This is a genomic window from Acinetobacter sp. WU_MDCI_Abxb74 (genome assembly GCF_025513915.1).
GTDB classification, from domain to species: domain Bacteria; phylum Pseudomonadota; class Gammaproteobacteria; order Pseudomonadales; family Moraxellaceae; genus Acinetobacter; species Acinetobacter calcoaceticus_C.
In genome coordinates this window covers 12,666-36,697 of sequence record NZ_JAHPRP010000006.1, presented here as the reverse complement: position 1 = coordinate 36,697, position 24,032 = coordinate 12,666, and the positions used below count along the sequence as shown (strand labels likewise).

At 41.0% G+C, this 24,032-nt stretch carries 26 protein-coding genes; 20 read left to right on the top strand and 6 right to left on the bottom strand.

Going from position 1 to position 24,032, the window contains the following annotated elements:
- Genes KTH84_RS11510 through KTH84_RS11430 form a run of 17 tightly spaced genes read left to right on the top strand, consistent with a single transcriptional unit; the run spans position 1 to position 15,638 of the window.
- Complete coding sequence (locus tag KTH84_RS11510) at positions 1 to 255, top strand: acyl carrier protein (RefSeq protein WP_080592314.1); 255 nt, start codon at positions 1 to 3, stop codon at positions 253 to 255.
- Positions 252 to 806 (top strand): Clp protease, encoded by a 555-nt coding sequence (locus tag KTH84_RS11505; RefSeq protein WP_262473191.1) that lies wholly within the window; start codon positions 252 to 254, stop codon positions 804 to 806. Before KTH84_RS11510 ends, KTH84_RS11505 begins: the two co-directional genes overlap by 4 nt.
- A gap of 9 nt (positions 807 to 815) precedes the next feature.
- Positions 816 to 2,474, top strand: coding sequence for an AMP-binding protein (locus KTH84_RS11500; RefSeq protein WP_262473190.1), 1,659 nt, complete (start codon positions 816 to 818; stop codon positions 2,472 to 2,474).
- A gap of 2 nt (positions 2,475 to 2,476) precedes the next feature.
- The gene (locus KTH84_RS11495; RefSeq protein WP_262473189.1) at positions 2,477 to 3,217 is read left to right on the top strand and encodes a glycosyltransferase family 2 protein; all 741 of its coding nucleotides are present in this window, start codon (positions 2,477 to 2,479) and stop codon (positions 3,215 to 3,217) included.
- A gap of 2 nt (positions 3,218 to 3,219) precedes the next feature.
- Positions 3,220 to 4,146 carry an acyltransferase gene (locus KTH84_RS11490; protein WP_262473188.1) on the top strand — a complete coding sequence of 309 codons (927 nt, stop codon included), beginning with the start codon at positions 3,220 to 3,222 and terminating at the stop codon, positions 4,144 to 4,146.
- Between the two features lies 1 nt (position 4,147).
- Positions 4,148 to 5,683, top strand: a complete 1,536-nt coding sequence (gene hutH, locus KTH84_RS11485; RefSeq protein ID WP_262473187.1) for a histidine ammonia-lyase — start codon at positions 4,148 to 4,150, stop codon at positions 5,681 to 5,683.
- A 9-nt stretch (positions 5,684 to 5,692) separates the two neighbouring features.
- A complete protein-coding gene (locus KTH84_RS11480) occupies positions 5,693 to 6,121 on the top strand; it encodes an acyl-CoA thioesterase (RefSeq protein WP_000542808.1) in 429 nt (142 codons plus the stop codon).
- Positions 6,121 to 6,750 carry a LolA family protein gene (locus KTH84_RS11475; RefSeq protein WP_262473186.1) on the top strand — a complete coding sequence of 210 codons (630 nt, stop codon included), beginning with the start codon at positions 6,121 to 6,123 and terminating at the stop codon, positions 6,748 to 6,750. Before KTH84_RS11480 ends, KTH84_RS11475 begins: the two co-directional genes overlap by 1 nt.
- Positions 6,725 to 9,040 carry an MMPL family transporter gene (locus KTH84_RS11470; RefSeq protein WP_262473185.1) on the top strand — a complete coding sequence of 772 codons (2,316 nt, stop codon included), beginning with the start codon at positions 6,725 to 6,727 and terminating at the stop codon, positions 9,038 to 9,040. The genes KTH84_RS11475 and KTH84_RS11470 overlap by 26 nt, the downstream gene beginning before the upstream one ends.
- Before the next feature lie 29 nt (positions 9,041 to 9,069).
- Positions 9,070 to 10,365, top strand: a complete 1,296-nt coding sequence (locus KTH84_RS11465) for an NAD(P)/FAD-dependent oxidoreductase (protein ID WP_262473184.1) — start codon at positions 9,070 to 9,072, stop codon at positions 10,363 to 10,365.
- Positions 10,366 to 10,367: 2 nt separating this feature from the next.
- A complete protein-coding gene (locus KTH84_RS11460) occupies positions 10,368 to 10,913 on the top strand; it encodes a DUF3261 domain-containing protein (RefSeq protein ID WP_092707340.1) in 546 nt (181 codons plus the stop codon).
- On the top strand, positions 10,910 to 12,112 hold the full coding sequence (locus KTH84_RS11455) for a beta-ketoacyl-[acyl-carrier-protein] synthase family protein (RefSeq protein WP_262473183.1): 1,203 nt from the start codon (positions 10,910 to 10,912) through the stop codon (positions 12,110 to 12,112). Before KTH84_RS11460 ends, KTH84_RS11455 begins: the two co-directional genes overlap by 4 nt.
- On the top strand, positions 12,112 to 12,537 hold the full coding sequence (locus KTH84_RS11450) for a 3-hydroxylacyl-ACP dehydratase (protein WP_133975430.1): 426 nt from the start codon (positions 12,112 to 12,114) through the stop codon (positions 12,535 to 12,537). Before KTH84_RS11455 ends, KTH84_RS11450 begins: the two co-directional genes overlap by 1 nt.
- A 22-nt stretch (positions 12,538 to 12,559) precedes the next feature.
- Positions 12,560 to 13,285, top strand: coding sequence for a 3-ketoacyl-ACP reductase FabG2 (locus KTH84_RS11445; RefSeq protein WP_262473182.1), 726 nt, complete (start codon positions 12,560 to 12,562; stop codon positions 13,283 to 13,285).
- On the top strand, positions 13,285 to 14,511 hold the full coding sequence (locus KTH84_RS11440) for a beta-ketoacyl-ACP synthase (RefSeq protein ID WP_262473181.1): 1,227 nt from the start codon (positions 13,285 to 13,287) through the stop codon (positions 14,509 to 14,511). Before KTH84_RS11445 ends, KTH84_RS11440 begins: the two co-directional genes overlap by 1 nt.
- Before the next feature lie 11 nt (positions 14,512 to 14,522).
- A complete protein-coding gene (locus KTH84_RS11435; RefSeq protein ID WP_262473180.1) occupies positions 14,523 to 14,957 on the top strand; it encodes an excinuclease in 435 nt (144 codons plus the stop codon).
- Between the two features lie 24 nt (positions 14,958 to 14,981).
- Positions 14,982 to 15,638: a 4'-phosphopantetheinyl transferase family protein gene (locus KTH84_RS11430; RefSeq protein ID WP_262473179.1), complete on the top strand. Its 657-nt coding sequence runs from the start codon at positions 14,982 to 14,984 to the stop codon at positions 15,636 to 15,638.
- A gap of 71 nt (positions 15,639 to 15,709) precedes the next feature.
- Here KTH84_RS11430 and secB read toward each other — a convergent pair whose 3' ends face one another.
- From secB to rsgA, 4 genes are all read right to left on the bottom strand, one after another.
- Positions 15,710 to 16,162, bottom strand: a complete 453-nt coding sequence (secB, locus tag KTH84_RS11425; protein WP_003654925.1) for a protein-export chaperone SecB — start codon at positions 16,160 to 16,162, stop codon at positions 15,710 to 15,712.
- Positions 16,163 to 16,189: 27 nt separating this feature from the next.
- Positions 16,190 to 16,447: a glutaredoxin 3 gene (grxC, locus tag KTH84_RS11420; protein ID WP_009390671.1), complete on the bottom strand. Its 258-nt coding sequence runs from the start codon at positions 16,445 to 16,447 to the stop codon at positions 16,190 to 16,192.
- A gap of 11 nt (positions 16,448 to 16,458) precedes the next feature.
- Entirely contained in the window at positions 16,459 to 16,875 is a 417-nt protein-coding gene (locus KTH84_RS11415) for a rhodanese-like domain-containing protein (RefSeq protein ID WP_133975422.1), read from the bottom strand.
- A gap of 98 nt (positions 16,876 to 16,973) precedes the next feature.
- Complete coding sequence (rsgA, locus tag KTH84_RS11410) at positions 16,974 to 18,035, bottom strand: ribosome small subunit-dependent GTPase A (protein WP_202742625.1); 1,062 nt, start codon at positions 18,033 to 18,035, stop codon at positions 16,974 to 16,976.
- Positions 18,036 to 18,159: 124 nt separating this feature from the next.
- On the opposite strand from rsgA, the gene orn reads away from it, so the two are divergent.
- The 3 genes from orn to KTH84_RS11395 all read left to right on the top strand — a co-directional run bounded on the left by orn (position 18,160) and on the right by KTH84_RS11395 (position 20,551).
- A complete protein-coding gene (gene orn / locus KTH84_RS11405; protein ID WP_005036888.1) occupies positions 18,160 to 18,726 on the top strand; it encodes an oligoribonuclease in 567 nt (188 codons plus the stop codon).
- Between the two features lie 152 nt (positions 18,727 to 18,878).
- On the top strand, positions 18,879 to 19,610 hold the full coding sequence (locus tag KTH84_RS11400) for a Bax inhibitor-1/YccA family protein (RefSeq protein ID WP_262473178.1): 732 nt from the start codon (positions 18,879 to 18,881) through the stop codon (positions 19,608 to 19,610).
- Positions 19,611 to 19,747: 137 nt separating this feature from the next.
- On the top strand, positions 19,748 to 20,551 hold the full coding sequence (locus KTH84_RS11395; RefSeq protein WP_003654938.1) for an enoyl-ACP reductase: 804 nt from the start codon (positions 19,748 to 19,750) through the stop codon (positions 20,549 to 20,551).
- A gap of 68 nt (positions 20,552 to 20,619) precedes the next feature.
- Here the strand turns inward: KTH84_RS11395 and KTH84_RS11390 are convergent, their stop codons facing one another.
- Both KTH84_RS11390 and KTH84_RS11385 read right to left on the bottom strand, forming a co-directional pair.
- Positions 20,620 to 22,014: an efflux transporter outer membrane subunit gene (locus KTH84_RS11390; RefSeq protein ID WP_262473343.1), complete on the bottom strand. Its 1,395-nt coding sequence runs from the start codon at positions 22,012 to 22,014 to the stop codon at positions 20,620 to 20,622.
- 22 nt (positions 22,015 to 22,036) lie between these two features.
- A complete protein-coding gene (locus KTH84_RS11385) occupies positions 22,037 to 24,031 on the bottom strand; it encodes a MacB family efflux pump subunit (RefSeq protein ID WP_262473177.1) in 1,995 nt (664 codons plus the stop codon).
- Position 24,032 lies beyond the last annotated feature (1 nt).

The window sequence follows — 24,032 nt, the reverse complement described above, 5'->3', positions numbered from 1 at the left end:
GTGATGATGTTATCTCAAGAGCAAGTATTAACTAAACTCCGCGAATGGATGGAAGATTTGTTTGAAATTGAACCGGAGTCTGTTCAACTCGATTCAAACTTATATTCAGATCTTGATGTAGACAGTATTGATGCAGTTGATTTAGTTGTAAAAATTAAAGAATTAACTGGTAAGCAAGTAAAACCTGAAGATTTTAAAAATGTGCGAACCGTACTGGATGTTGTGACGGTTATTCGGAATATGACTGCTGAATGAAGCTCGTGATTAAAGGGATGATTACAGCACTTTTTGTGTTGTATCCCTTTATTGTGGGTTGGAGTTTGACGCACGGTCAATTTGTTTGGGTGAGTGTGTTACTCATCGGATTAGGTGTGGTCAGACTTTTTAGTAAAGGCAACTCGTTATTATGGCCTTTAACTGGTTTTGCCATTGTTTGTGGCAGTCTTAGCTTACTGTCACATAATCACGCTTGGTTAAAGTTATATCCAGTCGGTATGAATTTGGGTGCATTGGTTATTTTTGCACTGACACTGATAAAACCACCTTCTATGATTGAGCGCTTTGCCCGACTCGTTGAACCTGATTTACCTCCTTCTGGTGTGCAGTGGACCAGACAGGTGACTAAAGTCTGGTGTGCTTTCTTTTTCTGTAATGCATTGATTGCTTTGACTACTGTGCTTTTTACTTCAATGCAGGTTTGGGTCATTTATAATGGCTTTATTTCTTATGTGCTGATGGGTATTTTGTTCGTTGGTGAATTTATTTTGCGTAAGCGACATCAGCGTTTACATTCTTCAAATCATTAATTAAAAATTATGCATTGTCATTTTCAGAAATTCATCGATTCAGTTCAGCCACTTTGTATAGACAGTGCTCTACATTCGACCAGTTTTACTCAATTTTGGCAGGATGTTGCTTTGCAAGCTGCTGCAATTGCTCAAATGGAAAATTTAACTTGGGCACTATGGGAAGCAGACAGCTATGAATTTCTGGTTTTATTCTTTGCCGCTTTGTTAGCGAAAAAACAGGTACTTTTACCACCAAATCGAGTACGCGAATTAGAACAAGATTTCGCAGCACAGCAGATTTATTTTTTAAAGCGTCAAGATGTTGAAAAAGTTGTTCCTTTATCTTTAATTTTGGATGATGCTTTTTTACAGCAAGCGCAACTCTATTTTTATACATCAGGTTCAACTGGCGAACCTAAAAAAATCCCAAGAACACTCAGACAACTACTTAACGAAGTTCAAGGATTAAGTCAGAGTTTTACTTTCGATGAAAATGCAATTGCGATCGCAACGGTCAGTCATCAGCATATTTATGGATTACTGTTTAAATTATTGCTACCACTTGCTGTGGGTCGAAGTTTTTATGTGCCTCAAATGGCATTCCCTGAAGATGTGGTACAAGCTCAAAAACAATTAGAAACGTTGGGTTTAAGCAATTATTTGATCTCAAGTCCTGCATTATTAAAACGCTGGACAACCGATGTGGTTTTACAACACTGTCAGATGGTCTTTAGTTCGGGTGGCAAACTGGAAAGTGGTGTTCGTCCTTTATTAAATCGTCCGATTATTGAAGTTTTGGGAAGTTCTGAAACAGGTGGTATTGCCCATCGTGCTCAAGATGAGGATGCTTGGACTGCTTTTAGCAATGTGGCTATTCGTATTGAAGACCAACAACTCATGGTGAAGAGTAATCATGCCTATGAGGATGACTGGATTACGACAGGTGATGGTGCAGCATGGACAGATGCAAAGTGTCAGACATTTAAGCTGATGGGGCGTACAGATCGAATTGTAAAACTTGAAGAAAAGCGTTTGAGTCTAGATGCGATCGAGCAAAGCATTCAAGCTTTAGATGCAGTGCAACAATGTCATGTATTGGTACTTGAACATGAGCATCGTCAAATATTGGGTTGTATTGTTGTTTTAAAAGAACAAGCTCGGGAACAATTACAGCAACTAGGTAAGTCAGCTTTTGTTGGCCATTTAAAACAGCAATTAAAAGATCACTTAGAAACTTTAGCGATTCCTCGTCAATGGCGTTTCCTCAGTCAGTTGCCGCAAAACTCGCAGTCTAAACTTAACAAAAACTATTTGAAAACTCTATTTAAACCTATGTTACAACCAGTCGTACTGTCGCAGTCTCAAAGTTCAGATGACCATATTTTGAGCCTTGAGTTTCCACCAGAGTTAGCTTGTTTTAAAGGGCATTTCTCAACACAACCGATTTATCCTGGGGTTGGGCAAATAGGTTTTTTACAATATTTTGCTAAGTCAATTTGGTCGGACTTAAATTGGTGTCAGGGGTATGAACAGCTAAAATTTCAAAATCTGATCCGTCCTTATGCAATTGTGCAACTTAAGCTTTCTCGAAAAGAGCATAAAGTGAGTTTTGAGTTACGCGATTCAGAACAGATTTTGGCTTCTGGGCGTTTATTATTCGCTTTGCAAACGGAAGTAGAGGGTTAAAAATGCAGACCAACTATGGCTTTGTTATCCCAGTTTATAATCATCCTCATTATTTAGCTGACTTGATTGCCTATCTAGATCGTTTTCATTTGCCGATTGTATTGGTAAATGATGGAAGTGATGATACTTGTAGCCAGATTTTACGAGCATTGGCCGATCAATATTCCCAAATTCATTTAATTGAACATGAAGTGAATAAGGGCAAAGGGCAAGCTGTGATTACAGGATTGCGTGCGGTACATCGATTGGGTTTAAGCCATGCCTTACAACTTGATTCAGATGGGCAACACCACTGGGATGACATTCCTAAATTTATTGAACAGTCCCAGCAACATCCCAAAGCCATGGTGATTGGTCAGCCGTACTTTGATGAATCTATTCCTAAAAAACGGTTGTACGGACGTTACATCACCCATTTCTGGGTGTGGCTTAATAGTTTATCTTTTGAAATTAAAGACAGTATGTGTGGGTTTAGAGTGTATCCACTCGAGAGCACCATTAAAGTTTTGAACAGCGCTAAGTTCCAACCACGTATGGGCTTTGATAGCGAAATTTTGGTGCGTTTAAAATGGGAAAATACCCCATTTATTAATGTGCCGACACCTGTGGTTTATCCAGAGCAGGGCATCTCCCATTTTCATGTCTGGCGAGATAACTTAGGCCTGAGTAAAGCACACGCAAGCTTGTTTATGGGCATGCTGATTCGTTTGCCGAAGCTGCTAAAACAAAAGCTGCAAGGTTAATTATGACTGATTCAGCTTCTCCAAAATGGAACGATATTAAAGAGCGAGGAGGCATGTTGCCCCTCATGCTCGTGTTGTGGTTTTATCGTTTTGGTGGGCGTTGGTTATGCAAGTTGGTGATGTACTTTGTCATTATGTGGTATTGGCTATTTGCCGCCACAGCACGCCAAGCTTCCTTACTTTATTTACAAAAACTGCATCATTTTTCCGGAACACAATCTCCGTTTAGCCACCAGCCCAATTGGACAAACAGCTACGCGCATTTTATGCAATTTGGTGAATGTATTTTAGATAAGATTGAAGGTTGGCTAGGTCATATCTCTGAGCAAAATCTGGAAGTTTTTGGACATGAAAACTTCTCACAGCATTATCAAAAAGGTGCCCTTATTATTGTCTCTCACTTTGGCAATATTGAGTTGCTTCGAGCAATTAAGTCAGAGCATCCGCAGAAAATTAATGTGCTGGTTTACCAAAAGCACGCGACAAAATTTAATGAGTTTTTGAAAAAATTAAATGATAAGGCAGATGTCTGTCTTTTATCAGTCGATGAGCTGGGCATTGAAACTGCAATGTTGCTGCAAGATAAAATGCAGCAAGGTGAGTGGGTTATTGTGGCGGCAGATCGAGTACCAGTGCAGTCAGACCGTGTACAGCAGATTGAGTTTTTAGGAGAGCCAGCATCCTTCCCTCAAGGTGCATGGATCTTGGCAAATTTACTGAAAGTACCTGTTATTGCAGTGTTTTGCTACCGTGTGCAACAGCAGTTTCAAGTTCATATTCATTCAATTGCCGAGCAGGTGAGTTTACCTCGTGCTAACCGTATTGAAAGTATGCAAACCATAACTAAAACGTATGTTGCTGTACTAGAACAGCATTGTCTGCGTGCTCCTTATCAATGGTTTAATTTTTATAATTTTTGGACGAAATAACATGCGTGTGTTAACCGTAGGTGAACAGCCACTGAGTATTGAAGATGTTGTTTCTGTAGCAAGAGGCGAATGTCAGGTCGCTTTACCTGAAACATCTGAGTGGCGTGAACTGATTCAAAAAGGTGCTGATTTTCTCGATCAGTTACTTGAAGAAGAAGGTGTCATTTACGGTGTAACCACGGGTTATGGTGACTCGTGTTTGGTTGAAGTGCCATTACATCAAGTTAATGAACTACCGCTACATCTTTCACGTTTTCATGGCTGTGGTTTAGGTGAAAATCTGGATGTGATTACCGCACGTGCAGTAGTCTTGACGCGCCTATGTTCGTTGGCTCGCGGTTATTCGGGTGTATCGATAGTACTACTTGAACGCTTGGTTTGGCTACTCAACGAAAATGTGATTCCAGTCATTCCATCTGAAGGTTCAGTGGGAGCAAGTGGTGACTTAACGCCGTTGTCTTACATTGCTGGAACTTTAGTCGGTGAGCGTGATGTCTACGTCGATGGACAAATTGTTCCTGTTGCTCAAGTCTATGCTGAAAAAGGTTTGCAAACATTAACGCTCAGACCGAAAGAAGGTTTGGCGCTTATGAACGGCACAGCGGTAATGACGGCAATTGCTTGTTTAAACTATAAAAAAGCAGAACAGATTGCACTCGCAAGTACTTTGATTACAGCTCTGAATGTATTGGCACTGGAAGGTAATCCAAGCCATTTTGATGAAGTACTGTTTGCACAAAAACCTCATCCGGGGCAGCAGCAAATTGCAAAGCAATTACGAGACTGGTTGAACAGCGAAGTACAAATAGAACATCAAAGCCCACGTTTGCAAGATCGTTACTCGTTGCGCTGTGCGCCTCATATTATTGGTGTATTTGAAGATTCAAAAGTATGGTTGCGTCAGTTTATTGAAAATGAATTGAACTCAAGTAATGACAACCCCTTGATTGATCCAGTGGGGATGCGCGTCTTGCATGGTGGGCATTTTTACGGTGGACACATTGCGCAGGCGATGGACAGCTTAAAAATTATGATTGCCAATATTGCTGACTTGATGGATAGACAGATTGCACAGCTAGTCGATCATAAAATGAATCATGGTTTACCACGTAATTTAACAGGTGCAACGACTGAACGTTTACCACTGAATCATGGTTTTAAAGCGGTACAAATTGGAGTATCGGCTTGGACTGCTGAAGCTTTGAAAAATACTTTGGCAGCGTCGATTTTTTCACGCTCAACCGAATGTCATAACCAAGACAAAGTCAGCATGGGAACTATTGCTGCACGTGATGCGAGCCGTGTAATTACCTTAACACATCAAGTGATTGCAGCCCTTTGCTGCGCTAGTGTGCAGGCGATTCATTTAAAAGGTTTAACAGCACAGCTCAGTCCGACATTGCAGGCATTTATGCAATGGACCTTACAAAGTTTTGCATTTGTTGAAGAAGACCGACCATTACAAACCGAATTACAACAGATTGTTGATCGTTTAGACCAACTTGAATTGTTTAATCAACCAGAATTTATGGGATAAGGTGAGCCAATGCATGCAGATGTAATCATTGAAATTCCATTTCATGATGTCGATACCATGAATGTGGTTTGGCATGGTCATTATTTAAAGTATTTTGAGATTGCGCGCTGTAAATTGCTCGATCAATTTCATTACAACTATATGCAGATGAAAGAATCAGGCTATGCATGGCCTGTGATTGAAAGCCATGTTCGCTATGCATATGGGATTGAGTTTGAACAAAAGATTCGGGTTCGCGCCATTTTAAAAGAATGGGAAAACCGCTTAAAAATTGATTATTTGATTTTTGATGCTGAGTCTGGGAAACGCTTAACCAAAGGTTATACCACACAAGTAGCGGTGAATATTGAAGCTCGTGAAATGTGTTTCCAGTCACCGCAGGTTTTGTTTGATCGTTTAAATGCATGGTCTGAGTTTCAACCGAAGAGGAATGCGTGATGTCTCAATTCATCAAAACTTTAGGTTTAGGTGCTGCTGTTTGGATGAGCAGCTTAAGTGCGGTTTATGCAGCGCCAACACACATTACGAAAATTTTTCAGCAATTATCACAGTCTCCTACGGTTCGTGCTGATTTCGAACAGCAAAAAAAACTGCCATCGTTGAATAAGACCTTTGTGTCGAACGGGTCTTTATTATTTGCAAAATCTTATGGCGTGGCATGGCAAATCAAACGCCCAGTGCAAGCAGATTTGATCGTCACCCCAACCAAACTAGTACAGAAAACTCAGCGTACATTTAGCCAAATACAAGTTGATCAATCACCTTATAGCTCTGTAGCGACTTTATTTTTGCAGCTGATGTCAGGTAATGAACAAGCCTTGGCGAAGAACTTTAATGTAGTGAGTGCGAACTATAGTCCAGCGGGTTGGAGTATGAGCTTAACTCCAAAAAGTAGCCTGTTTAAAAAGCTGTTTGTGCGTGTTGATGCGCAAGGTCAACAGTATGTCAACCAAATTGTGATTACCGAGAAAGCGAATAACTTAACGACCATTCGCTTTAGTCACCAGACTTCTCAACCGACGACTCTAACGGCTGCCGAGCATGCGATTTTCCAACTGGCAAAATAAGTTCACTGCAATTTGGTTAATTGCTCTGCTGCTCATTGCAGTGGGATTAGGCGTGACTTGGCTGAAAAAAGACATTCATATTCAAACCAATATTTTTGCGTTATTGCCTAAAGTTCAGCAAGACCCAGAACTTGCACATACTCAGCAGTACATGAATGAGCAACTTAACAATAAAGTATTTGTTGTTATAGATGCTAAAGATGAGGCTGCGATACAACAGGCTACCAGTTTTTTAACAGCGCAAGCGAAGCAAAGTGCGCTATGGCAGCCACTCAAACCACAGCTTGATTTTGATCAATTTGCAAAACAGTTGTATCAACATCGAGCAGGTTTGTTGAGTGCGCAAGATCAAGCCTTATTACAAAAGTTGGATTACGAGGCACTGACTGAACAAAGCCTGATGCAGATGATGAGTCCAGGCATGCCTGTCACTGCTGAGTCACTTAAGCAAGACCCGCTATTATTGTTCCCTCGTTATGCCATGCAGTTGGCGAATCCGTCACAACAAAACATAGAAATGGAGCAGGGCTTTGCGACCATCCATCATGAGCAAGGTATCTCTCGGCTTTTCGTATTACAGTTGACGCAAAGCCCATACAATATTGATTATCAAGAACAGGTATCGAACTGGATTGAGCAAACTAAGCAAAAGCTAGCTGCAAGGGGATTAAATTCTCATTGGACTGGAACTATTTTATTTTCAAATTTTGGGACGCAATCAGCTAAACAGGAAATCTCAACCATTGGTGTTGGCTCTACATTGGGCTTAATTTTTCTGGTTTGGTTTGGCTTTCGTTCACTGCGTCCGCTATTTACCGAGTTTGTTGCCGTTTCAACCGGAAGCTTTGTTGCATTTGCGGTCACGCATTGGATGTTTGGTGAAATCCACCTCATGACATTGGTGTTTGGTGCGAGTCTAATTGGTGTTTGTGTCGATTTTTCATTTTATTTTATGGCGATGCAATCGCAGCACAGACAGCTTGGCGGTTTTCAAATTTTAAAACCACTATTGCCAAGCTTGTTTATGGGCTTAATGACCACATTGGTTGCTTACATTTTCTTGAGCTTTACCCCATTTCCTGGGTTCAAGCAGATTGCAGTCTTTTCAATTGTCGGATTAACTGCGGCATGGATTAGTAGTGTGTTGTTATTACCACGATTACCTGCACTTAATGCTCAGCCAGCAATAAAAGCACTGTCGTGGATTGGGCAAGCACGGTTATGGTTTCAACAGCGTGCCAAAATTCGTTATGGTCTGATTACAGCCATTTTAGCAGTGGGTACGGTGAGTCTTTTCTATCTCAAAAGTAACGATGATATCCGTAACTTACAAGGGATGGATGTGAGTCTGAAACAGCAGGATCAAGCTGTTCGTGAACAATTTGGCCAGCAACAAAGCAGTGATTATTTTGTAGTACGAGCAGCCTCTGCAAATGAAATGCAGCAACAAGAGCAGCAACTGATTGGACATTTGCAACAGTTACAGTCACAAGGGAAAATCAGTGCATTTCAAGCTCTGGGACAATGGATTCCACCATTGGCAGAGCAACAAAAGAATGTACAACTATTAAGAAATATTCCAAAAGCAACTTTGCAGCAATATGCGCAAAGTATGGGGCTAAATATCACTGATGTTTTACAGTGGCAACAGCAACTGGCGACACAACCGTTATTAGATTTTGCTGTATTTAAAGATCATCCTTTAGCTTTTTTACAGTCTCAAGCCAATGAACGATTAGTGATGGTGACAGGAGTGAAACAACCTGAAGTGTTAAAGCAGCTTCAGAATGATCACATACATTTCCAGCAACCGATTACTGCAATGTCGGAAATGTTTGCCGAACATCGAGTGCAGGCTCAGCATCTTCTGATTTATGCCTTAATGGGGCTGGCTGTTGGTTTAGCGCTTATTTATGGTCTAAGTTCGATTGTGCCTTTGGTTCTGCCAGTAAGCTTGGCATTACTGAGCACTTTTGCTGTTCAGGCATGGTTAGGTGTCGAGATTAATCTGTTTAGTATTATGGCGACTTTCCTGATTATCGGGATCGGCGTTGATTATGCAATTTTCTACCGACATGGACATGATCACCCGCAAGTGGTTGGAATGGCGTTATTTTTATGTATGATGTCGACCTTGCTTGGCTTTGGGTTACTTTCGTTTAGCCATACTTACGCAATTCATTGTTTTGGCTTAACGGTTTTATTCGGGGTTATTTTCTCGTTTATCTATGCGACTTTGTTAACCCCAGCAGATAAAAAACACATTGTGAACTTACAAGACCATTCATAATTTGAATAAATTAAAAAGGAAGTTGTGCTATGAGCACTATAGAAAAAATTGACGTCGTTATTATTGGGGCTGGACCATCAGGTAGTTCTGCTGCGGCACTTCTTCGAAAAAAGGGTTATACCGTTACGGTTATTGAAAAACAGCATTTTCCTCGTTTTTCGATTGGCGAATCATTGTTACCGCAATCTATGGCGTTCTTAGAAGAGGCGGGTTTACTCGAAACGGTCCGTGAACATGTTGATCAATACGCTTTTCAATTTAAAAATGGCGCGGCTTTTTTACGCGGTAAACAACGCAGTTTTTATAACTTTACAGAAAAATTTACGGATGGACCGGGGACTACTTGGCAGGTTCGCCGTGCCGATTTTGATAATTTGCTAGCAAAGCAGGCTCAAGTTTATGGTGCCGACATACGCTTCGGGCATGAAGTCTTAGATGTTGATGTTGCATCTGAACAGCCCGTACTTACTGTATTAGATGAAGAACAACAAAGTTATCAGATTCAAACCAAGTTCTTGCTAGATGCGAGTGGTTTTGGACGAATTTTGCCAAAGCTCTTAGATTTGGAGAGTCCATCAAACTTTCCGGTACGACGTGCACTGTTTACCCATATTGAAGATGGAATTACAGATGACCCAGAGTTTGATCGCAATAAAATTTTAATTACCGTACATGAAAAAGATCATCGCGCATGGTATTGGCTCATTCCATTTGCAGATGGGCGTGCTTCTTTTGGCATCGTTGCAGAACAAGATTTTTTTGACAAATACACAGTCGAAAATGCTGAAGATAATGAACCTGAGGTAATGTTTAAGCATATTTTGGCCGATGAACCAAGCTTGTCACATGTCTTGCGCCGTGCAAGATTTGATACACCAGTGCGAACGTTGGTGGGCTATTCAGCAAATGTAAAACATTTGGCAGATCGCAACTATGCGCTATTAGGTAATGCCGGTGAGTTTCTCGATCCCGTCTTTTCATCGGGTGTGACGATCGCTTTAAAATCTTCTAGCTTGGCTATACCTTTGGTTGAGCGTGTCTTGCAAGGTAAGCAGGTAGACTGGTTGCAAGAATATGAAAAACCATTACGCCGTGGTATTCAGGTGTTTCGTGCCTATGTTGAGTCATGGTATGAAGGCGAATTTCAAGATGTAGTGTTCTCGCAAAATCAGAATGAAGGCATTCGCCGTATGATTTCTTCATTACTGGCTGGTTATGCGTGGGATGAAAAAAATCCAATCCATAAAAATGCCAAACGTAGACTGACTACTTTGGCAGAATATTGTCGTGAGGGCTTGGCACAAGAACAGGCACTTGAGGGGTAATCATGCAACGCAAATGGGCAACGATATTACTCAGTAGCTTTTTATTTTTAAATGGTTGTCAGGTCATGCCACACGCCAAAGGGCTGCAAAGCCCACTATGGCAGGCACAAGCTTATCAACGACAAGATCAGGTTGAAGTTCAGTGGAAGCAGCAAAGTTTTAGCTTCTTGTTATACCAACAGCAAAAGGGTGCTGTACTGGATATGGTGGCTTTGAGCCTGACAGGTCAACAATTATTTAAGTTACAGTTTGATGGGCATCGTGTTCATGTTGAACAACGTATTGATCAAATGCGTTTATTGCCTTTTGAGTTTGTGGTGCGCGATCTTTTATTTGCGACATACCCTCAATTTTCACATTTAGGGCAGCAAGCCGTAGAGATGAAACAACAAGCTGGCATGCAAGTTGTCTATATTGAAAAGCAGCCTGTGTTGCAGCTTAAACAAGGGCAAGGAAGCATTGAATTGATTAATCAACAAGTCCCTTATACCATGACGCTGAGTTCGATTGAAAATACGTTGCAGACAGAAGAAAGTCCTACGCCATGAAACATTTACCTTCAGAAAATGCAGCCACAATGGCAGTAGGCATACAATTCAGTGTCGGTTTATCTGCATTAGGTTGCGAACTTAATCAAATCAAACAGGCATTACAACAGCCACAGCAAACCTTAAGTTTGCGAGATGATTTAATTGCTGATCGTGATGTTTTGGTGGGACAATATACGCATCCATTATGTTTGCATGTACCTGATGCTTTACAATCTGTAGATTCACGTAATCTACGTTTTGCATTGACCGCATTATCTGAAATTGAAACAGAGTTAAAAGCCTATACGACATCCTTTGAAAATAAACGTTTGGCCATTGTGGTAGGTACATCTACTTCTGGTATTGCAGATAATGAATTATTACTTAAGCAATATTTTCAAGGGAAAACTGATCTTTCAATATCTCATTATCCACAAGAAATGAGCTGTTTAGCAAAAGCATTGCAGCAGTATTTAGGATGGGAAGGGCCTGCATATACTATTTCGACTGCTTGTTCTTCAAGCGCGAAAGCATTAGCTGCGGGGCAGCGTTTACTTCATGCAGATTTAGCCGATGTTGTTCTGGTGGGTGGTGTCGATACCTTATGCCAGTTAACACTAAATGGATTTAATAGCCTCGAAAGTTTATCTGACCATATTTGCCAACCCTGCGGCGTGAAACGTGATGGTATTAATATTGGTGAGGCTGCTGCATTTTTTGTATTAAGTAAAGCCTCTGCTCCTGTCATGTTAATGGGGGCGGGCGAGTCGATGGATGCATGGCACATTTCGGCTCCACATCCTGAAGGTAAAGGTGCGGCATTAGCTATGCAACGTGCACTAGACATGGCTCAAATTTCAGCTCAAGAAATTGATTATCTGAATTTGCACGGCACAGCAACTCCACAAAATGACGCAATGGAAATTAAGGCTGTACGACAAGTTTTTGGTGATTATCTGGTTGCATTAAGTAGCACCAAACACAAAACTGGACATTGCCTCGGTGCAGCTGGCGCTATAGAAGCTTTTATTTGTGAACAAGTTCTAAAAGATCAAAGTTGGTTGCCGTTGCATCAAAATGTTGAGGTTGATCCGGATTTGGCTGATCAAAACTATGTGCAAGAAGCTGAGTTAAAACAACCCATTCGCTATGTGATGAGTAATTCTTTCGCTTTTGGGGGAAGTAATATTAGTCTTGTTTTTGGAGTGAAGCCCTGATGAAACTAGATGCAATTCAATATATTCCTCATGAGCAACCGATGGTCTTTATTGACCATTTAACCGAGGTTACAGAAGGGCGAGCGCAAGCAGAACTCACGATTACGCCAGAGCTGATGTTTTGTGAAGCAGAAGGTTTGCCGACATGGGCAAGCATTGAAATTATGGCACAAACCATCAGCGCTTATTCAGGCTGGCAAGGTCAACAGTCAAAACAAGCGCCAAAAGTCGGTTTTTTATTGGGAACACGTAAGTTAAATTTACCGATCCCTTATTTTGCTTTAGGTTCACGATTGATCATTCAAATAGAACAACAATATTTTCATGAAGGACTTGGGCAATTTTCCTGTGAAATTCAATATGCTGAACACTGCATTCAGGCAACGTTAAGTGTATTTGAGCCAACAGAAACACCATTTGAATAACCACAAAAATTAGGAATACATTGTGACAAGACGAATTTTAGTAACGGGTTCAAGTCGAGGAATTGGAAAGGCGATTGCCTTACAACTGGCAAAGGCGGGTTTTGATGTAACTGTGCATGCACGTTCGCGTCAGGCAGATGCTGAGCAAGTTGTACAAGAGATTCAAGCGTTAGGACAAAATAGCCATTATTTAATGTTTGATGTAACTGAACGCCAGATGGTTCAGCAAATTTTAGAACAAGATGTAGAGCAACACGGTGCATTCTATGGTGTTGTATTGAATGCTGGTCTTACCCATGATGGTGCTTTCCCAGCTTTAACAGATCAAGACTGGGATGAAGTTATTTCGACTTCCTTAGATGGTTTTTATAACGTATTAAAACCATTAGTTATGCCAATGATTCATTTGCGTAAAGGTGGCCGTATCGTCACTCTATCTTCGGTTTCTGGCATTATGGGCAATCGTGGTCAGGTCAACTACAGTGCTGCAAAAGCAGGGTTGATTGGTGCGACCAAGGCCTTGGCACTCGAATTGGCCAAGCGAAAAATTACCGTGAACTGTGTAGCACCCGGCCTGATTGAAACGGAAATGGTGACAGATGAAGTCAAAGAGCATGCACTTAAAATGATTCCGTTACAACGCATGGGACAGGTCGATGAAGTTGCTAGCGTGGTGAAATTCTTGTGTTCAGATGAAGCTTCTTATGTGACCCGACAGGTTATCTCTGTGAATGGGGGACTTATCTGATGAAACGCGTTGTCGTGACAGGAATGGCGGGGATTACTTCTTTAGGTGAAACTTCAGATGAGATTTTTGCTCAATTTGAAGCTGCAAAAAGCGGGATTCGTTACATGCCGGAATGGGAACAGTATGTTGACCTTCGGACCAAGCTTGCTGGACCTGTTGAAACTTTTCATGTGCCAAAGCATTTTAATCGTAAAGTTACACGGGGAATGGGTCGTGTAGCGCTCATGTCTGTGGTTTGTGCCGAGACTGCTTTGCAAAATGCAGGTTTGCTTGGGCACGAAATCTTGAACAGTGGGGAAACTGGCGTTGCATTTGGTTCTTCTGCGGGTAGTGTCGAAGCAGTCGGTGAGTTTGCAAGCATGCTGCTTCATCAGAGCATGAGTAAGATCAATGCAACAACCTATATCCGCATGATGGCCCATACAAGTGCGGTGAACATGACCGTATATTTTGGCCTAAAAGGCTTAACGTTACCTACCTCAAGTGCCTGTACCTCTGGCTCGATGGCTATTGGGCAGGCCTATGAAGCCATTAAATATGGCAAACAACAGGTCATGATTGCTGGTGGTGCAGAAGAGCTTAGTGCAGCAGGTGCTGCAGTTTTTGATGTATTGTTCGCGACCAGTGGAATGAATGACCAACCAGAAAAAACACCACGCCCATTTGATGCTAAGCGAGATGGATTGGTAATTGGTGAAGGGGCTGGCTGTTTAATTTTAGAAGAATACGAACATGCCAAAGCTCGAGGTGTCCATATCTATGCAGAAGTGATTGGCTACGGTAGCAATACTGATGGTCAACATGTCACTCGCCCCGAGTCAGAAATGATGGGGCGCTGTATGCAATTGGCACTTAAAGATGCATCTGTAGAAGCTAAAGACATTGCTTATGTAAATGCGCATGGCACCTCAACTGATCAGGGCGATGTAGCAGAAAGTCAGGCGACAGCAGCAGTTTTAGGACGCAAGCCGATCAGCTCTTTAAAAAGCTACTTTGGACATACGCTAGGGGCGTGTGGGGCTATTGAAGCTTGGCTGAGCATTGAAATGATGAATCGTGGCCGTTTTATTCCAACTTTAAATCTAGATGAAGTCGATCCACTGTGCGGCGATCTGGATTATATCGTTCAGCAGCCGAGAACTCTGGATGCTGACATTATTATGAGCAATAACTTTGCTTTTGGCGGAATTAATACTTCGCTTATTTTTAAACGTGTTAAACAATAAGGAACACAACAATGTTAAATAAAAAACTTTTATTTGTAGCAATGCTAAGTGCGGGTTTTACTGCCACTGTTCAGGCTGGAGATGAAGTACATCAGTTAAATTTTAAAGAAGCTGTAGACCGTGCAGTTGCAGATGGCACTTTAGATGGTTCAGTAAAGTTTTATTTAAATGGTACAAAGTCTGGCGGTAAAGTCATTCAAAAAGATGCGGTGACCAATAAAAAAACCAATGGTTTTGGTAAGTCAGCTGCAACGTCTTGTGACTGGGTTTTACGTTCAGCACTCATCCAAATGCAAAACAATGCTAAAGCACAAGGTGCAAACGCCGTTACCAATATTGTGAGCTATTTTAAAGCCAATGAAACCACAAGTATGACAACTTATGATTGCTATAAAGGTGCCATGATGGCGGGTGTTACCTTAAAAGGCGATGTGGTTAAATTCTAATTAATTTTAAATAAGGTCGGGATAATGTCTAAGCGTAATATTGAAGTCTACACACAGACATTGTCCCAGCTTCTTTTAAAATCTAAACAAGATTTTCCTGACTTTCGTACATTTAATCATTATAAAAAACAGCAAATACATAACATTAGAAACGAGCTGATAGCGCAGAAATTACAAATTACAATAACGGATTTAGCGTTTGCAAAGTATGAGCATGGCAAGCCATATTTATTGAATCATAATTTAGATTTCAATCACTCTCATAGCCAACAATATTATGCTTTAGCAATGAGCCCGAATGTTAAAGATATAGGCGTAGACGTTGAAGAGTTAGACCGTAAAGTTCGTTTGGAAGCTTTAGCCCAGCATGCATTTCATTCTGATGAATATGAAACATGGCTAAGCTTAGAACAAGATAGAGAATACTGGTTTAAAGTCTGGACGATTAAAGAAGCTGTTTTAAAAGCTTCAGGTCTTGGCATACGGCTAGACTTAAACACTTTAAATACCTATGCACATTCTACAGACAATGGTGGAATATGTTCTCATCCACTTATTGGGACATTTGCTTATCAAAACTTTGTTCTGGGCAATATGATGCTAACAGTGGCATGGCGTTCGGAATTATCTTGTCGCGGATTTCAGTTTCCTACTATTCAGCTTATTTCTCTTGATCATTAATTTTTAAATTATTCAAAACATAAAAAAACCGCGATAGACGCGGTTTTTTTACTCAAGGAGAAGCTAGAAAATTAAGCTTGACCTTCAACAGCTTGAGCACGTTGCATATTTGCTTCGAACTCTGCATCAAAGTTGATTGGAGTAAGAAGTAACTGTGGGAAGCTACCTTTAGTTACTAAATCATTTACCGCTTCACGTAAGAACGGGAACAAAATATTTGGGCAATAAGCGCCTAAAATATAAGGTAAACGATCTTCTTCAATGTTATCAATCAAGAAAATACCTGATTGAGTGATATCTACAATGAACGCTGTTTCGTTGTCGTTATCGGCTTGTACCACAACTTTTAAAGAAACTTCAAAATGAGTTGGATCAATTTTTTCTGCAGCAGAAGAAAGATTGATATTGAGTTCAGGTTGCCATTGTTTAGTAAAAACCTGCGCCCCAGGAACCTCAAAAGAAATATCTTTTGTATAAATACGCTCTAAAGCTAATTGTGGTTGAACTTGTTGTTCTTCGCTCATTGTTTTTTCCTTAATATGGATGCGATGTTAAGCCAATAATTCGTCAAGTTTACCTTCACGCTCTAAAGCATAAAGTTGGTCAAAACCGCCAATAAACTGATCGTTAATAAAAATTTGTGGGACAGTACGATGATTGGTGCGTTGCATTAATTCAACACGTACTTCCGGTGCTTCAACAGAAAGATTCACTTCTTTGTAAGCAATACCTTTACGCTCAAGTAACTGTTTAGCACGAACGCAATACGGGCATACAGAAGTTGAGTAAACAATGACATTTGCAGCCATAATAATTCTCCTTAAGCTTTTGGTTTGCTTTTTACAAGAGGTAAGCCTTGTGCTTTCCAGTTACTAATACCACCATCAAGACGATAGCTGTCATGGTGAGCAACTTTTTGCAAAGCACTACCAGCAACTTGTCCGAGGTTGCAAATAAATACCAATGGACGCTCACTTGCTTTTAATTCTTCAGCATGACTTGCAATTTGGCTGAAAGGAATATTGCGGCTGCCACTAATATGACCTTCACGGAAGTCTTTACTATCGCGCAAATCGATTAGTATGGCATTTTTCGCTTTCACTAAAATACCAAGCGACTGTGGTGAAATTTTACGACCGTTACGTTGACCTTCAAAAATGAAGAACAACACGACCAAGACTCCGAGCGTACCAAACAAAATGGGGTGATTCCCCATAAACTCTAACCAGCGTTCCACAAGTCACCTAAAAAAAATTAAAAACAAAATTGACCTAGAGTATAGCGTATATAGATGGTGATCAAAATCACCACTTCAAGGGTAAAGCGGACAGAAAATTAGTTTTTTTGCTGTGCTTCTTGAATCTCATCATTTAAACGCAAAAAGCTATCTAGGCGCCGTGGTAAAATTTCACCAGATTCTACAGCGCGTTTTAATCCACAGTTCTTTTCATGAGTATGGGTACAATTACGGAATTGGCAAGAACCCAAATGTGCTTCAATTTCTGGAAAGCCCATACGAATTTTTTCTAAATCAAGATGCCAAAGCCCAAATTCACGAATTCCCGGCGAGTCGATTAACGCACCATTTTTACCGAAATTCATTAAACGTGTAGAGGTTGTTGTGTGTTGACCGAGTGCAGAGTTTTCAGAAATAATATTTGTTTTTTGCTCTGCATCTGGAATAAGCACGTTAATTAAAGAACTTTTTCCTACACCTGATTGGCCAACGAAAGCTACAGTTTCACCATCTAAACGTTCAGATAAAACAGAAATATCTCCCTTTTTAGACTGACAAATCATCACCTCATAACCCAAAGTTTTATATTCTTCTAATAGCGTAAGAATTGGGTCGTTTTCAGTGAGTAAATCTGATTTATTTAAGACTAAAAGTGCAGGAATGTTAGCGTCTGCGCAAGCTACTAAATAACGGTCGATTAATGTCGGAGCTGGTTCAGGAAGGGGGGAGAATACAATCACAATCAAACTGATGTTGGCTGCAACTGGTTTAACTTTGTGATAACGGTCTGGACGGGTAAGTAACGAGTTGCGTGGATGAATGGCAGTAATAATGCCTAAACCCGTGTTTGGGTCAGCCTGCCATTTAACTCGGTCACCAGTCACAAGTAACTCAAGGTTTGTTCGAGTATGACAGCGCCATACGCTTTTGAGTTCGATAGGTTTCCAGAAGGGTTCTGGCTCTCCTTCGGCAACTTGAGGTTTTTCTGGGTGATGCTCAGGTACAGAGAGTGCCTGTACTTCGAGTTGGCGGCCATAGTGTTGTACAACCAGTCCGTCCAGATCTTGTGAAGTATCGGCCTCTTCTTGGCGAGTTTTGTGCTGTTTTTCAATACGACGTTGCTGCTGTTCAGTTAAACGACGCTTACGAATTAAAGCCATTCATATCCCAAAAAACCACTGTTTGAAGATGGCAAAAATAGCATGAAGCGGCTATAGAATTACAGCGCAGATGCAAGAAATTTGCTACTATTGATGTTTTTACGGCATTTTAGAACGTACATACATGAGCAGTACTTTAAATACACGATTAATTTGGATTGATCTGGAAATGACCGGTTTAGATACCGATAATGACCAAATTATTGAAATCGCAACAATTATTACAGATGATAATTTAAATGTACTTGCCGAAGGTCCGGTCTTGGCTATCCATCAACCTGATCGTATTTTAAATGCAATGGATGAGTGGAATACTCGCCAACATGGGCAATCTGGGTTAGTTGAGCGAGTTCGTCGTAGCAAATTGACAGCTCGTGATGCTGAGTTACAGACTTTAGAATTCCTAAAAAAATGGGTCAATCCAAAAGTTTCACCGATGTGCGGTAACTCGATTTGTCAGGATCGCCGTTTCTTACATCGTCTTATGCCTGAACTTGAACAGTATTTTCATTATCGTAATCTTGATGTATCTACCGTAAAAGAGCTCTCAAAACGCTGGCGCCCTGAAATTATGAGCGGTCTGAAAAAGAATGCATCACATTTAGCAATGGATGATATTCGTGACTCGATTTCCGAGTTGAAATATTACCGTGAATACTTTTTTATTATGAACACTGATGGTAAAGATTAATTCTTTGCTGAAGTGATAGAGAGGGGGGCTACTGCCTCCTTTTTTATTGTTTAAAGGACATTGTTACAATAATGCCGATCGTCTGATTTGGCTTTCATATTCATTTTGCTTAAAATGATATTTTAAGTTTTTATTATAAAAAGAGAGCATTTATGCAAAGTAATAACCCGATACTGACGCGTGTTGAAACGGTCAGTGACTATAGTCAACCAATGACTGTGCAAGGTGCGATTCAAAAATCTATTATGCTGACAGTCATTGCAGCGGCTGTGGGCATTGCTTTATTTTTATACGCAGCTTTTACTGCAAATGTTGGTATTGCCTATGCGGGTGCTATTGTTGGCGCAATTGGTGGTCTAGTTTTAGCTTTGATTGCCACATTTAAACCGACGACTGCACCGACCTTGGCAATTCCTTATGCACTTTTTGAAGGTGCATTTTTAGGTGGTATTTCATTTACTTTTCAAATGAAGTACCCAGGTGTACCTTTACAAGCATTACTTGCCACTTTCATGACAACATTAGTCATGTTTGGTCTATATAAATTTAAGATTGTACGTGCAACTGAAAAATTCAAGTCAGTCGTGATTTCTGCGTCTTTGGCTATTTTTCTTGTATTTATTGTGCAGATGATCATGCGTTTAGCATTTGGTTCAAGCATTCCTTATATTTTTGAGAGCAACTGGTTAGGCATTGGCTTTGCTGCATTTATTGCTGTGATTGCGTCACTTAACTTAATTTTAGATTTTGATTTAATTGAAACCAACGCAGCTTACCGTGCTCCAAAGTTTATGGAGTGGCTGTGTGGAATTGCGTTACTCTCAACTTTAGTTTGGATGTATATCTCTTTTTTACGTTTGATTGGTTTGTTATCTGACGACTAAAATTATATTCATCGAGAAGTCGCTCCTCATGAGGGGCGATTTTTTTTCGTGCGATTTTTGAAAAAAGATGCATTATGCAATTTCGAAAACCGTTGAATATTGGCATTATGCTTTAAATTGTTTTGAGTGAGATCGGCATGACACAAGGACTTTTAGCAGGTAAACGCTTTTTGATTGCAGGCGTTGCTAGTAAATTATCAATTGCTTTTGGTATTGCCCAAGCATTACACCGTGAAGGTGCAGAGCTTGCGTTTACTTATCCAAACGAAAAATTAAAAAAACGTGTGGATGAATTTGCTGAGCAATTCGGTTCTAAGCTTGTGTTCCCATGTGATGTTGCAGTTGATAGCGAAATTGACAATGCATTTGCAGAACTTGCAAAACATTGGGACGGTCTAGATGGTGTAGTTCACTCTATCGGCTTTGCTCCTGCACATACACTTGATGGTGATTTTACTGACGTGACTGACCGTGACGGTTTTAAAGTTGCTCATGACATCAGTGCATACAGCTTTATTGCGATGGCACGTGCTGCAAAACCATTATTACAAGCTCGCCAAGGTTGTTTATTGACTTTGACTTACCAAGGTTCTGAGCGCGTTATGCCTAACTATAACGTTATGGGCATGGCAAAAGCTTCTTTAGAGGCTGGTGTTCGCTACTTGGCATCAAGCTTAGGTGTTGATGGTATTCGTGTAAACGCGATTTCTGCGGGTCCAATCCGTACTTTGGCTGCTTCTGGTATTAAATCTTTCCGTAAAATGTTAGATGCTAATGAAAAAGTTGCGCCATTAAAACGCAATGTAACTATTGACGAAGTGGGTAATGCAGCATTATTCCTTTGCTCACCTTGGGCTTCAGGTATCACTGGTGAAATTCTATATGTAGATGCTGGCTTCAATACTGTTGGTATGAGCCAATCTATGATGGATGATGAATAAGCTTTTTAGTTTATTTATTTAAAAAAAAGCCGTAGTTGAAGGACTACGGCTTTTTTTATGGGCGCAAGTTATTGAGGAAGTTCTTTTACAGGTGAACCACCTAACGCTTGCATGAGAGTGACATAAGCATTGTATTGGCTTTGCTTGGTTTCAACTAGACTTAAGCGAGCAGTACGTGTGGTTTGCTGAGCATCGAGAAGTGTTTTTAATGCGACAGCACCATAACGGTAACGGACTTCTGTTAGGCGTTCAGTTTTTTCTGCAAGTTCAACATTACGTTCTTGTAACGCTACTTGTTTATCGAGTTCTGTACGACTTGATAAAGCATTCTCTACATCAGCAAAAGCCTGATAAAGCGTCTGGCGATATTGAATAATCGCTTTTTCATAATCCAGATTGCTAATCGCGATGTCTTTCTTCATATCGTTATATTGCAAAAACGGTAAGCTTAAACTTGCACCTAAAGTTAGGGCTGGGTTACGTAACAGTTCTGTCAATGATGTACTGCTTGAGCCCAAACTACTGGTTAAACTAATCGATGGATAGTAGCTCGCCTTAGTTGAATCTTTAGTCGCGAGCGCCTTTTTCAAACGAAGCTCAGAGGCTTGCAAATCGGGACGGCGCGATAAAATATCGGCAGGTAAACCTGCACCAATTGCGGGTAGTGCATTGCGCGGTAAACGTTTGGGCTCTTGAATGTTTAACTGTTGCAATGGTTCATGTAAGAGCACGGCAATGGCAGTACGTGTTTCAACGAGTTGTTGCTCAATCTGGCTTAGGTTCGCTTTTTGGCTTTGTACAGATTGTTCTGCTTGAGTAAGATCTACACCTGAAACCGCACCGGCTTTATACTGAATCTGTACGAGTTGATATAGCTTTTGTGAGGTCGCCAGACTCTGCTGAGCAGTCGCATAACGTTCATTTAAATAACCAAGTTGCCAATATAATTTAGCCGTGGTTGCAATTAAACTTTGTCCAGTGGCTTGTAGGTCTTGTTCAGTCGCTAAAGCTTCCCATTTACTTGCTTCAGTTTGGCGTGCAAGTTTACCAAACAAATCAACCTCATAGCTTACGCCTGCACTCATTGATAGACCTTTAGCGCTGTCATCTCCTGAATTTAAATCAAAAGAATGTCCAGTTGAAAAACTAGAGCTAGTACGTAAGCCTTGCTTATTTGCTGTTAGGTCAGCTTGTAAGCGTGCTTGCCTTAAGGTAATTCCGGCAACAGCCAAATCGCTATTACGTTCTAATACATTATTTACGAGCTGATTAAGCTGTGCATCACCAAAAAGTGTCCACCAACGGTCAGAATATTGATCGGCAGACATGGTTTTTGCTTTTGTGGTGTCGTATTGAAAACTACCTGGAACTTGTACCGCAGGTGTTTCATAAGGGGTTTTTACTACAGCAGCACATCCAACAAGAGAGCCTGTGAGGAGAAGTGCTGTGCTGAGTTTAGTCATAGAGAAAGACATGCAATTTTCCTTATTCTCGAGATAGTGCGGCAACAGGGTCAAGCTTCGCGGCATTCTTGGCTGGTAAGAAACCAAAAACGACACCAATCAGCGTTGAACACACAAATGCTGCAATAATAGAGGTGCTTGAGTAAGCTACGCTAAAGTTCCCGCCAGCAAATTTATTAATGAGTTGTCCAAGACCAAGTGACAGTAAGACACCAAGCACACCACCAATTAAACAGACTAAAATTGCTTCAATAAGAAATTGCTGCAAAATATCACTTTGACGTGCGCCTACAGCCATACGTACACCAATTTCCTGAGTACGTTCAGTCACAGAAACCAGCATAATATTCATTACCCCAATACCGCCAACGACCAGTGAAATTACGGCAATTGCTGAAACCAGAAGGGTCATCGTACTGGTTGTTTTCTCAATGGTTTGACGGATACTGTCACTGTTCATAGTGAAAATATCTTGTGCACCGTGGCGCTGGGTTAATAAGTTTACAATCGCATTTTCAGCGGCAGTAGTTGAATATTTGTCATTAATACGAACCACGATATTGCGGACATTAGACTGACCCAACATACGGCTCATTACGGTTGTATAAGGCATATAGACATTTAACGTGTCGTCTGAGCCCATGCCGCTTGTTTGCGGTTCTACAACCCCAATAATACGGGCAGGTACACTACCGAGCAGTACGACTTGGCCAATTGGATTGCTACCATCACCAAAGAATTGTTTTTGAGTGTTGGTATCAATCACTACATCTTGTGAACGATCACGAACACTACGTTGGTCAAAAGTTTGTCCATCTTTAAAGACCAAACCTTTTACATCGAAATAGTCGTTACTCACACCATTAATGGTCGCATTTGCTTCATTCTGCTGGTAACGCATGGTCTTGGATGTACTGACCATCGGACTAACTGCACTAACATAAGGTTGGGTTATTAACGCATCAGCATCGGCAGGAACCAAGGTTTTAAAGCTCGCGGTTTTAGAATTATCACCAAACCCTCGGCCCTGAAATACGGTAATTGTATTTGTTCCCAGACTACTAATGTTGCTTAAAATTTGCTGCTGAGAACCTTTACCTAGAGCGACCACTGTAACAACAGATGCAATACCAATAATGATCCCAAGCATCGTTAAAAAAGTACGCATGCGATGGGCATTCATAGACAGTAAAGCCATTTGGAAGGCTTCGGATAAACGGTCTAAAGTTGAACGCCATGCAGAAATACTTTTGCCTTTCTTCTGCTTACCTTGCAATGCAGGAGCAGCATCAGGATCAGACTTGATCGGTTCAGCTGCTTGATCAGGAACATTAGGACGGTCGCTAATAATTTCTCCGTCACTAATCTCGATAATACGAGTCGCATTTTTTGCAACTTGCATATCGTGTGTTACCAAAATGATGGTGTGACCAGCAGCATTGAGTTCACGTAAAATACGCATAACTTCAACACCGCTATGAGAGTCGAGCGCTCCTGTGGGTTCATCCGCAAGGATCACGTCACCACCATTCATGAGGGCACGGGCAATAGAAACACGTTGCTGCTGCCCCCCAGAGAGTTGGCTTGGTCTATTGAGTGTTTTAGTTCCCAAACCTAGCTCGGTGAGTAGTGCCGTTGCACGTTGTTTACGCTCTGAAGGAGTAACGCCTGCATAAACTGCTGGAACCTCAACGTTACCTTCAGCAGATAAGTCACCCAGTAAATGGTAGCGCTGGAAAATAAAACCAAAATATTCACGGCGTAATCGAGCGAGCTGATCTGGCTCTAACTTACCAGTCTCTTGTCCACTAACCTTGTAACTACCACTGGTAGGGCGGTCTAAGCAGCCCAAAATGTTCATGAGCGTTGACTTACCTGAACCGGACTGGCCGACAATGGCAACCAGTTCTCCTTCATAAATGGTAAGGTCAATCCCTTTTAAAATTTGTATTGTGCTTTCGCCAGCAGGGAATTCCCGGACCAGATTGCTGACTTCAAGCAGAGCTTGTTTTGTCATG

Excerpts from the sequence above, each read along its gene's own strand:
- KTH84_RS11505 (WP_262473191.1), top strand. The coding sequence starts at position 252 with ATGAAGCTCGTGATTAAAGGGATGATTACAGCACTTTTTGTGTTGTAT.
- KTH84_RS11500 (WP_262473190.1), top strand. The coding sequence starts at position 816 with ATGCATTGTCATTTTCAGAAATTCATCGATTCAGTTCAGCCACTTTGT.
- KTH84_RS11495 (WP_262473189.1), top strand. The coding sequence starts at position 2,477 with ATGCAGACCAACTATGGCTTTGTTATCCCAGTTTATAATCATCCTCAT.
- KTH84_RS11490 (WP_262473188.1), top strand. The coding sequence starts at position 3,220 with ATGACTGATTCAGCTTCTCCAAAATGGAACGATATTAAAGAGCGAGGA.
- hutH (WP_262473187.1), top strand. The coding sequence starts at position 4,148 with ATGCGTGTGTTAACCGTAGGTGAACAGCCACTGAGTATTGAAGATGTT.
- KTH84_RS11480 (WP_000542808.1), top strand. The coding sequence starts at position 5,693 with ATGCATGCAGATGTAATCATTGAAATTCCATTTCATGATGTCGATACC.
- KTH84_RS11475 (WP_262473186.1), top strand. The coding sequence starts at position 6,121 with ATGTCTCAATTCATCAAAACTTTAGGTTTAGGTGCTGCTGTTTGGATG.
- KTH84_RS11470 (WP_262473185.1), top strand. The coding sequence starts at position 6,725 with ATGCGATTTTCCAACTGGCAAAATAAGTTCACTGCAATTTGGTTAATT.
- KTH84_RS11465 (WP_262473184.1), top strand. The coding sequence starts at position 9,070 with ATGAGCACTATAGAAAAAATTGACGTCGTTATTATTGGGGCTGGACCA.
- KTH84_RS11460 (WP_092707340.1), top strand. The coding sequence starts at position 10,368 with ATGCAACGCAAATGGGCAACGATATTACTCAGTAGCTTTTTATTTTTA.
- KTH84_RS11455 (WP_262473183.1), top strand. The coding sequence starts at position 10,910 with ATGAAACATTTACCTTCAGAAAATGCAGCCACAATGGCAGTAGGCATA.
- KTH84_RS11450 (WP_133975430.1), top strand. The coding sequence starts at position 12,112 with ATGAAACTAGATGCAATTCAATATATTCCTCATGAGCAACCGATGGTC.
- KTH84_RS11440 (WP_262473181.1), top strand. The coding sequence starts at position 13,285 with ATGAAACGCGTTGTCGTGACAGGAATGGCGGGGATTACTTCTTTAGGT.
- KTH84_RS11435 (WP_262473180.1), top strand. The coding sequence starts at position 14,523 with ATGTTAAATAAAAAACTTTTATTTGTAGCAATGCTAAGTGCGGGTTTT.
- KTH84_RS11430 (WP_262473179.1), top strand. The coding sequence starts at position 14,982 with ATGTCTAAGCGTAATATTGAAGTCTACACACAGACATTGTCCCAGCTT.
- secB (WP_003654925.1), bottom strand. The coding sequence starts at position 16,162 with ATGAGCGAAGAACAACAAGTTCAACCACAATTAGCTTTAGAGCGTATT.
- grxC (WP_009390671.1), bottom strand. The coding sequence starts at position 16,447 with ATGGCTGCAAATGTCATTGTTTACTCAACTTCTGTATGCCCGTATTGC.
- rsgA (WP_202742625.1), bottom strand. The coding sequence starts at position 18,035 with ATGGCTTTAATTCGTAAGCGTCGTTTAACTGAACAGCAGCAACGTCGT.
- orn (WP_005036888.1), top strand. The coding sequence starts at position 18,160 with ATGAGCAGTACTTTAAATACACGATTAATTTGGATTGATCTGGAAATG.
- KTH84_RS11400 (WP_262473178.1), top strand. The coding sequence starts at position 18,879 with ATGCAAAGTAATAACCCGATACTGACGCGTGTTGAAACGGTCAGTGAC.
- KTH84_RS11395 (WP_003654938.1), top strand. The coding sequence starts at position 19,748 with ATGACACAAGGACTTTTAGCAGGTAAACGCTTTTTGATTGCAGGCGTT.
- KTH84_RS11390 (WP_262473343.1), bottom strand. The coding sequence starts at position 22,014 with ATGACTAAACTCAGCACAGCACTTCTCCTCACAGGCTCTCTTGTTGGA.
- KTH84_RS11385 (WP_262473177.1), bottom strand. The coding sequence starts at position 24,031 with ATGACAAAACAAGCTCTGCTTGAAGTCAGCAATCTGGTCCGGGAATTC.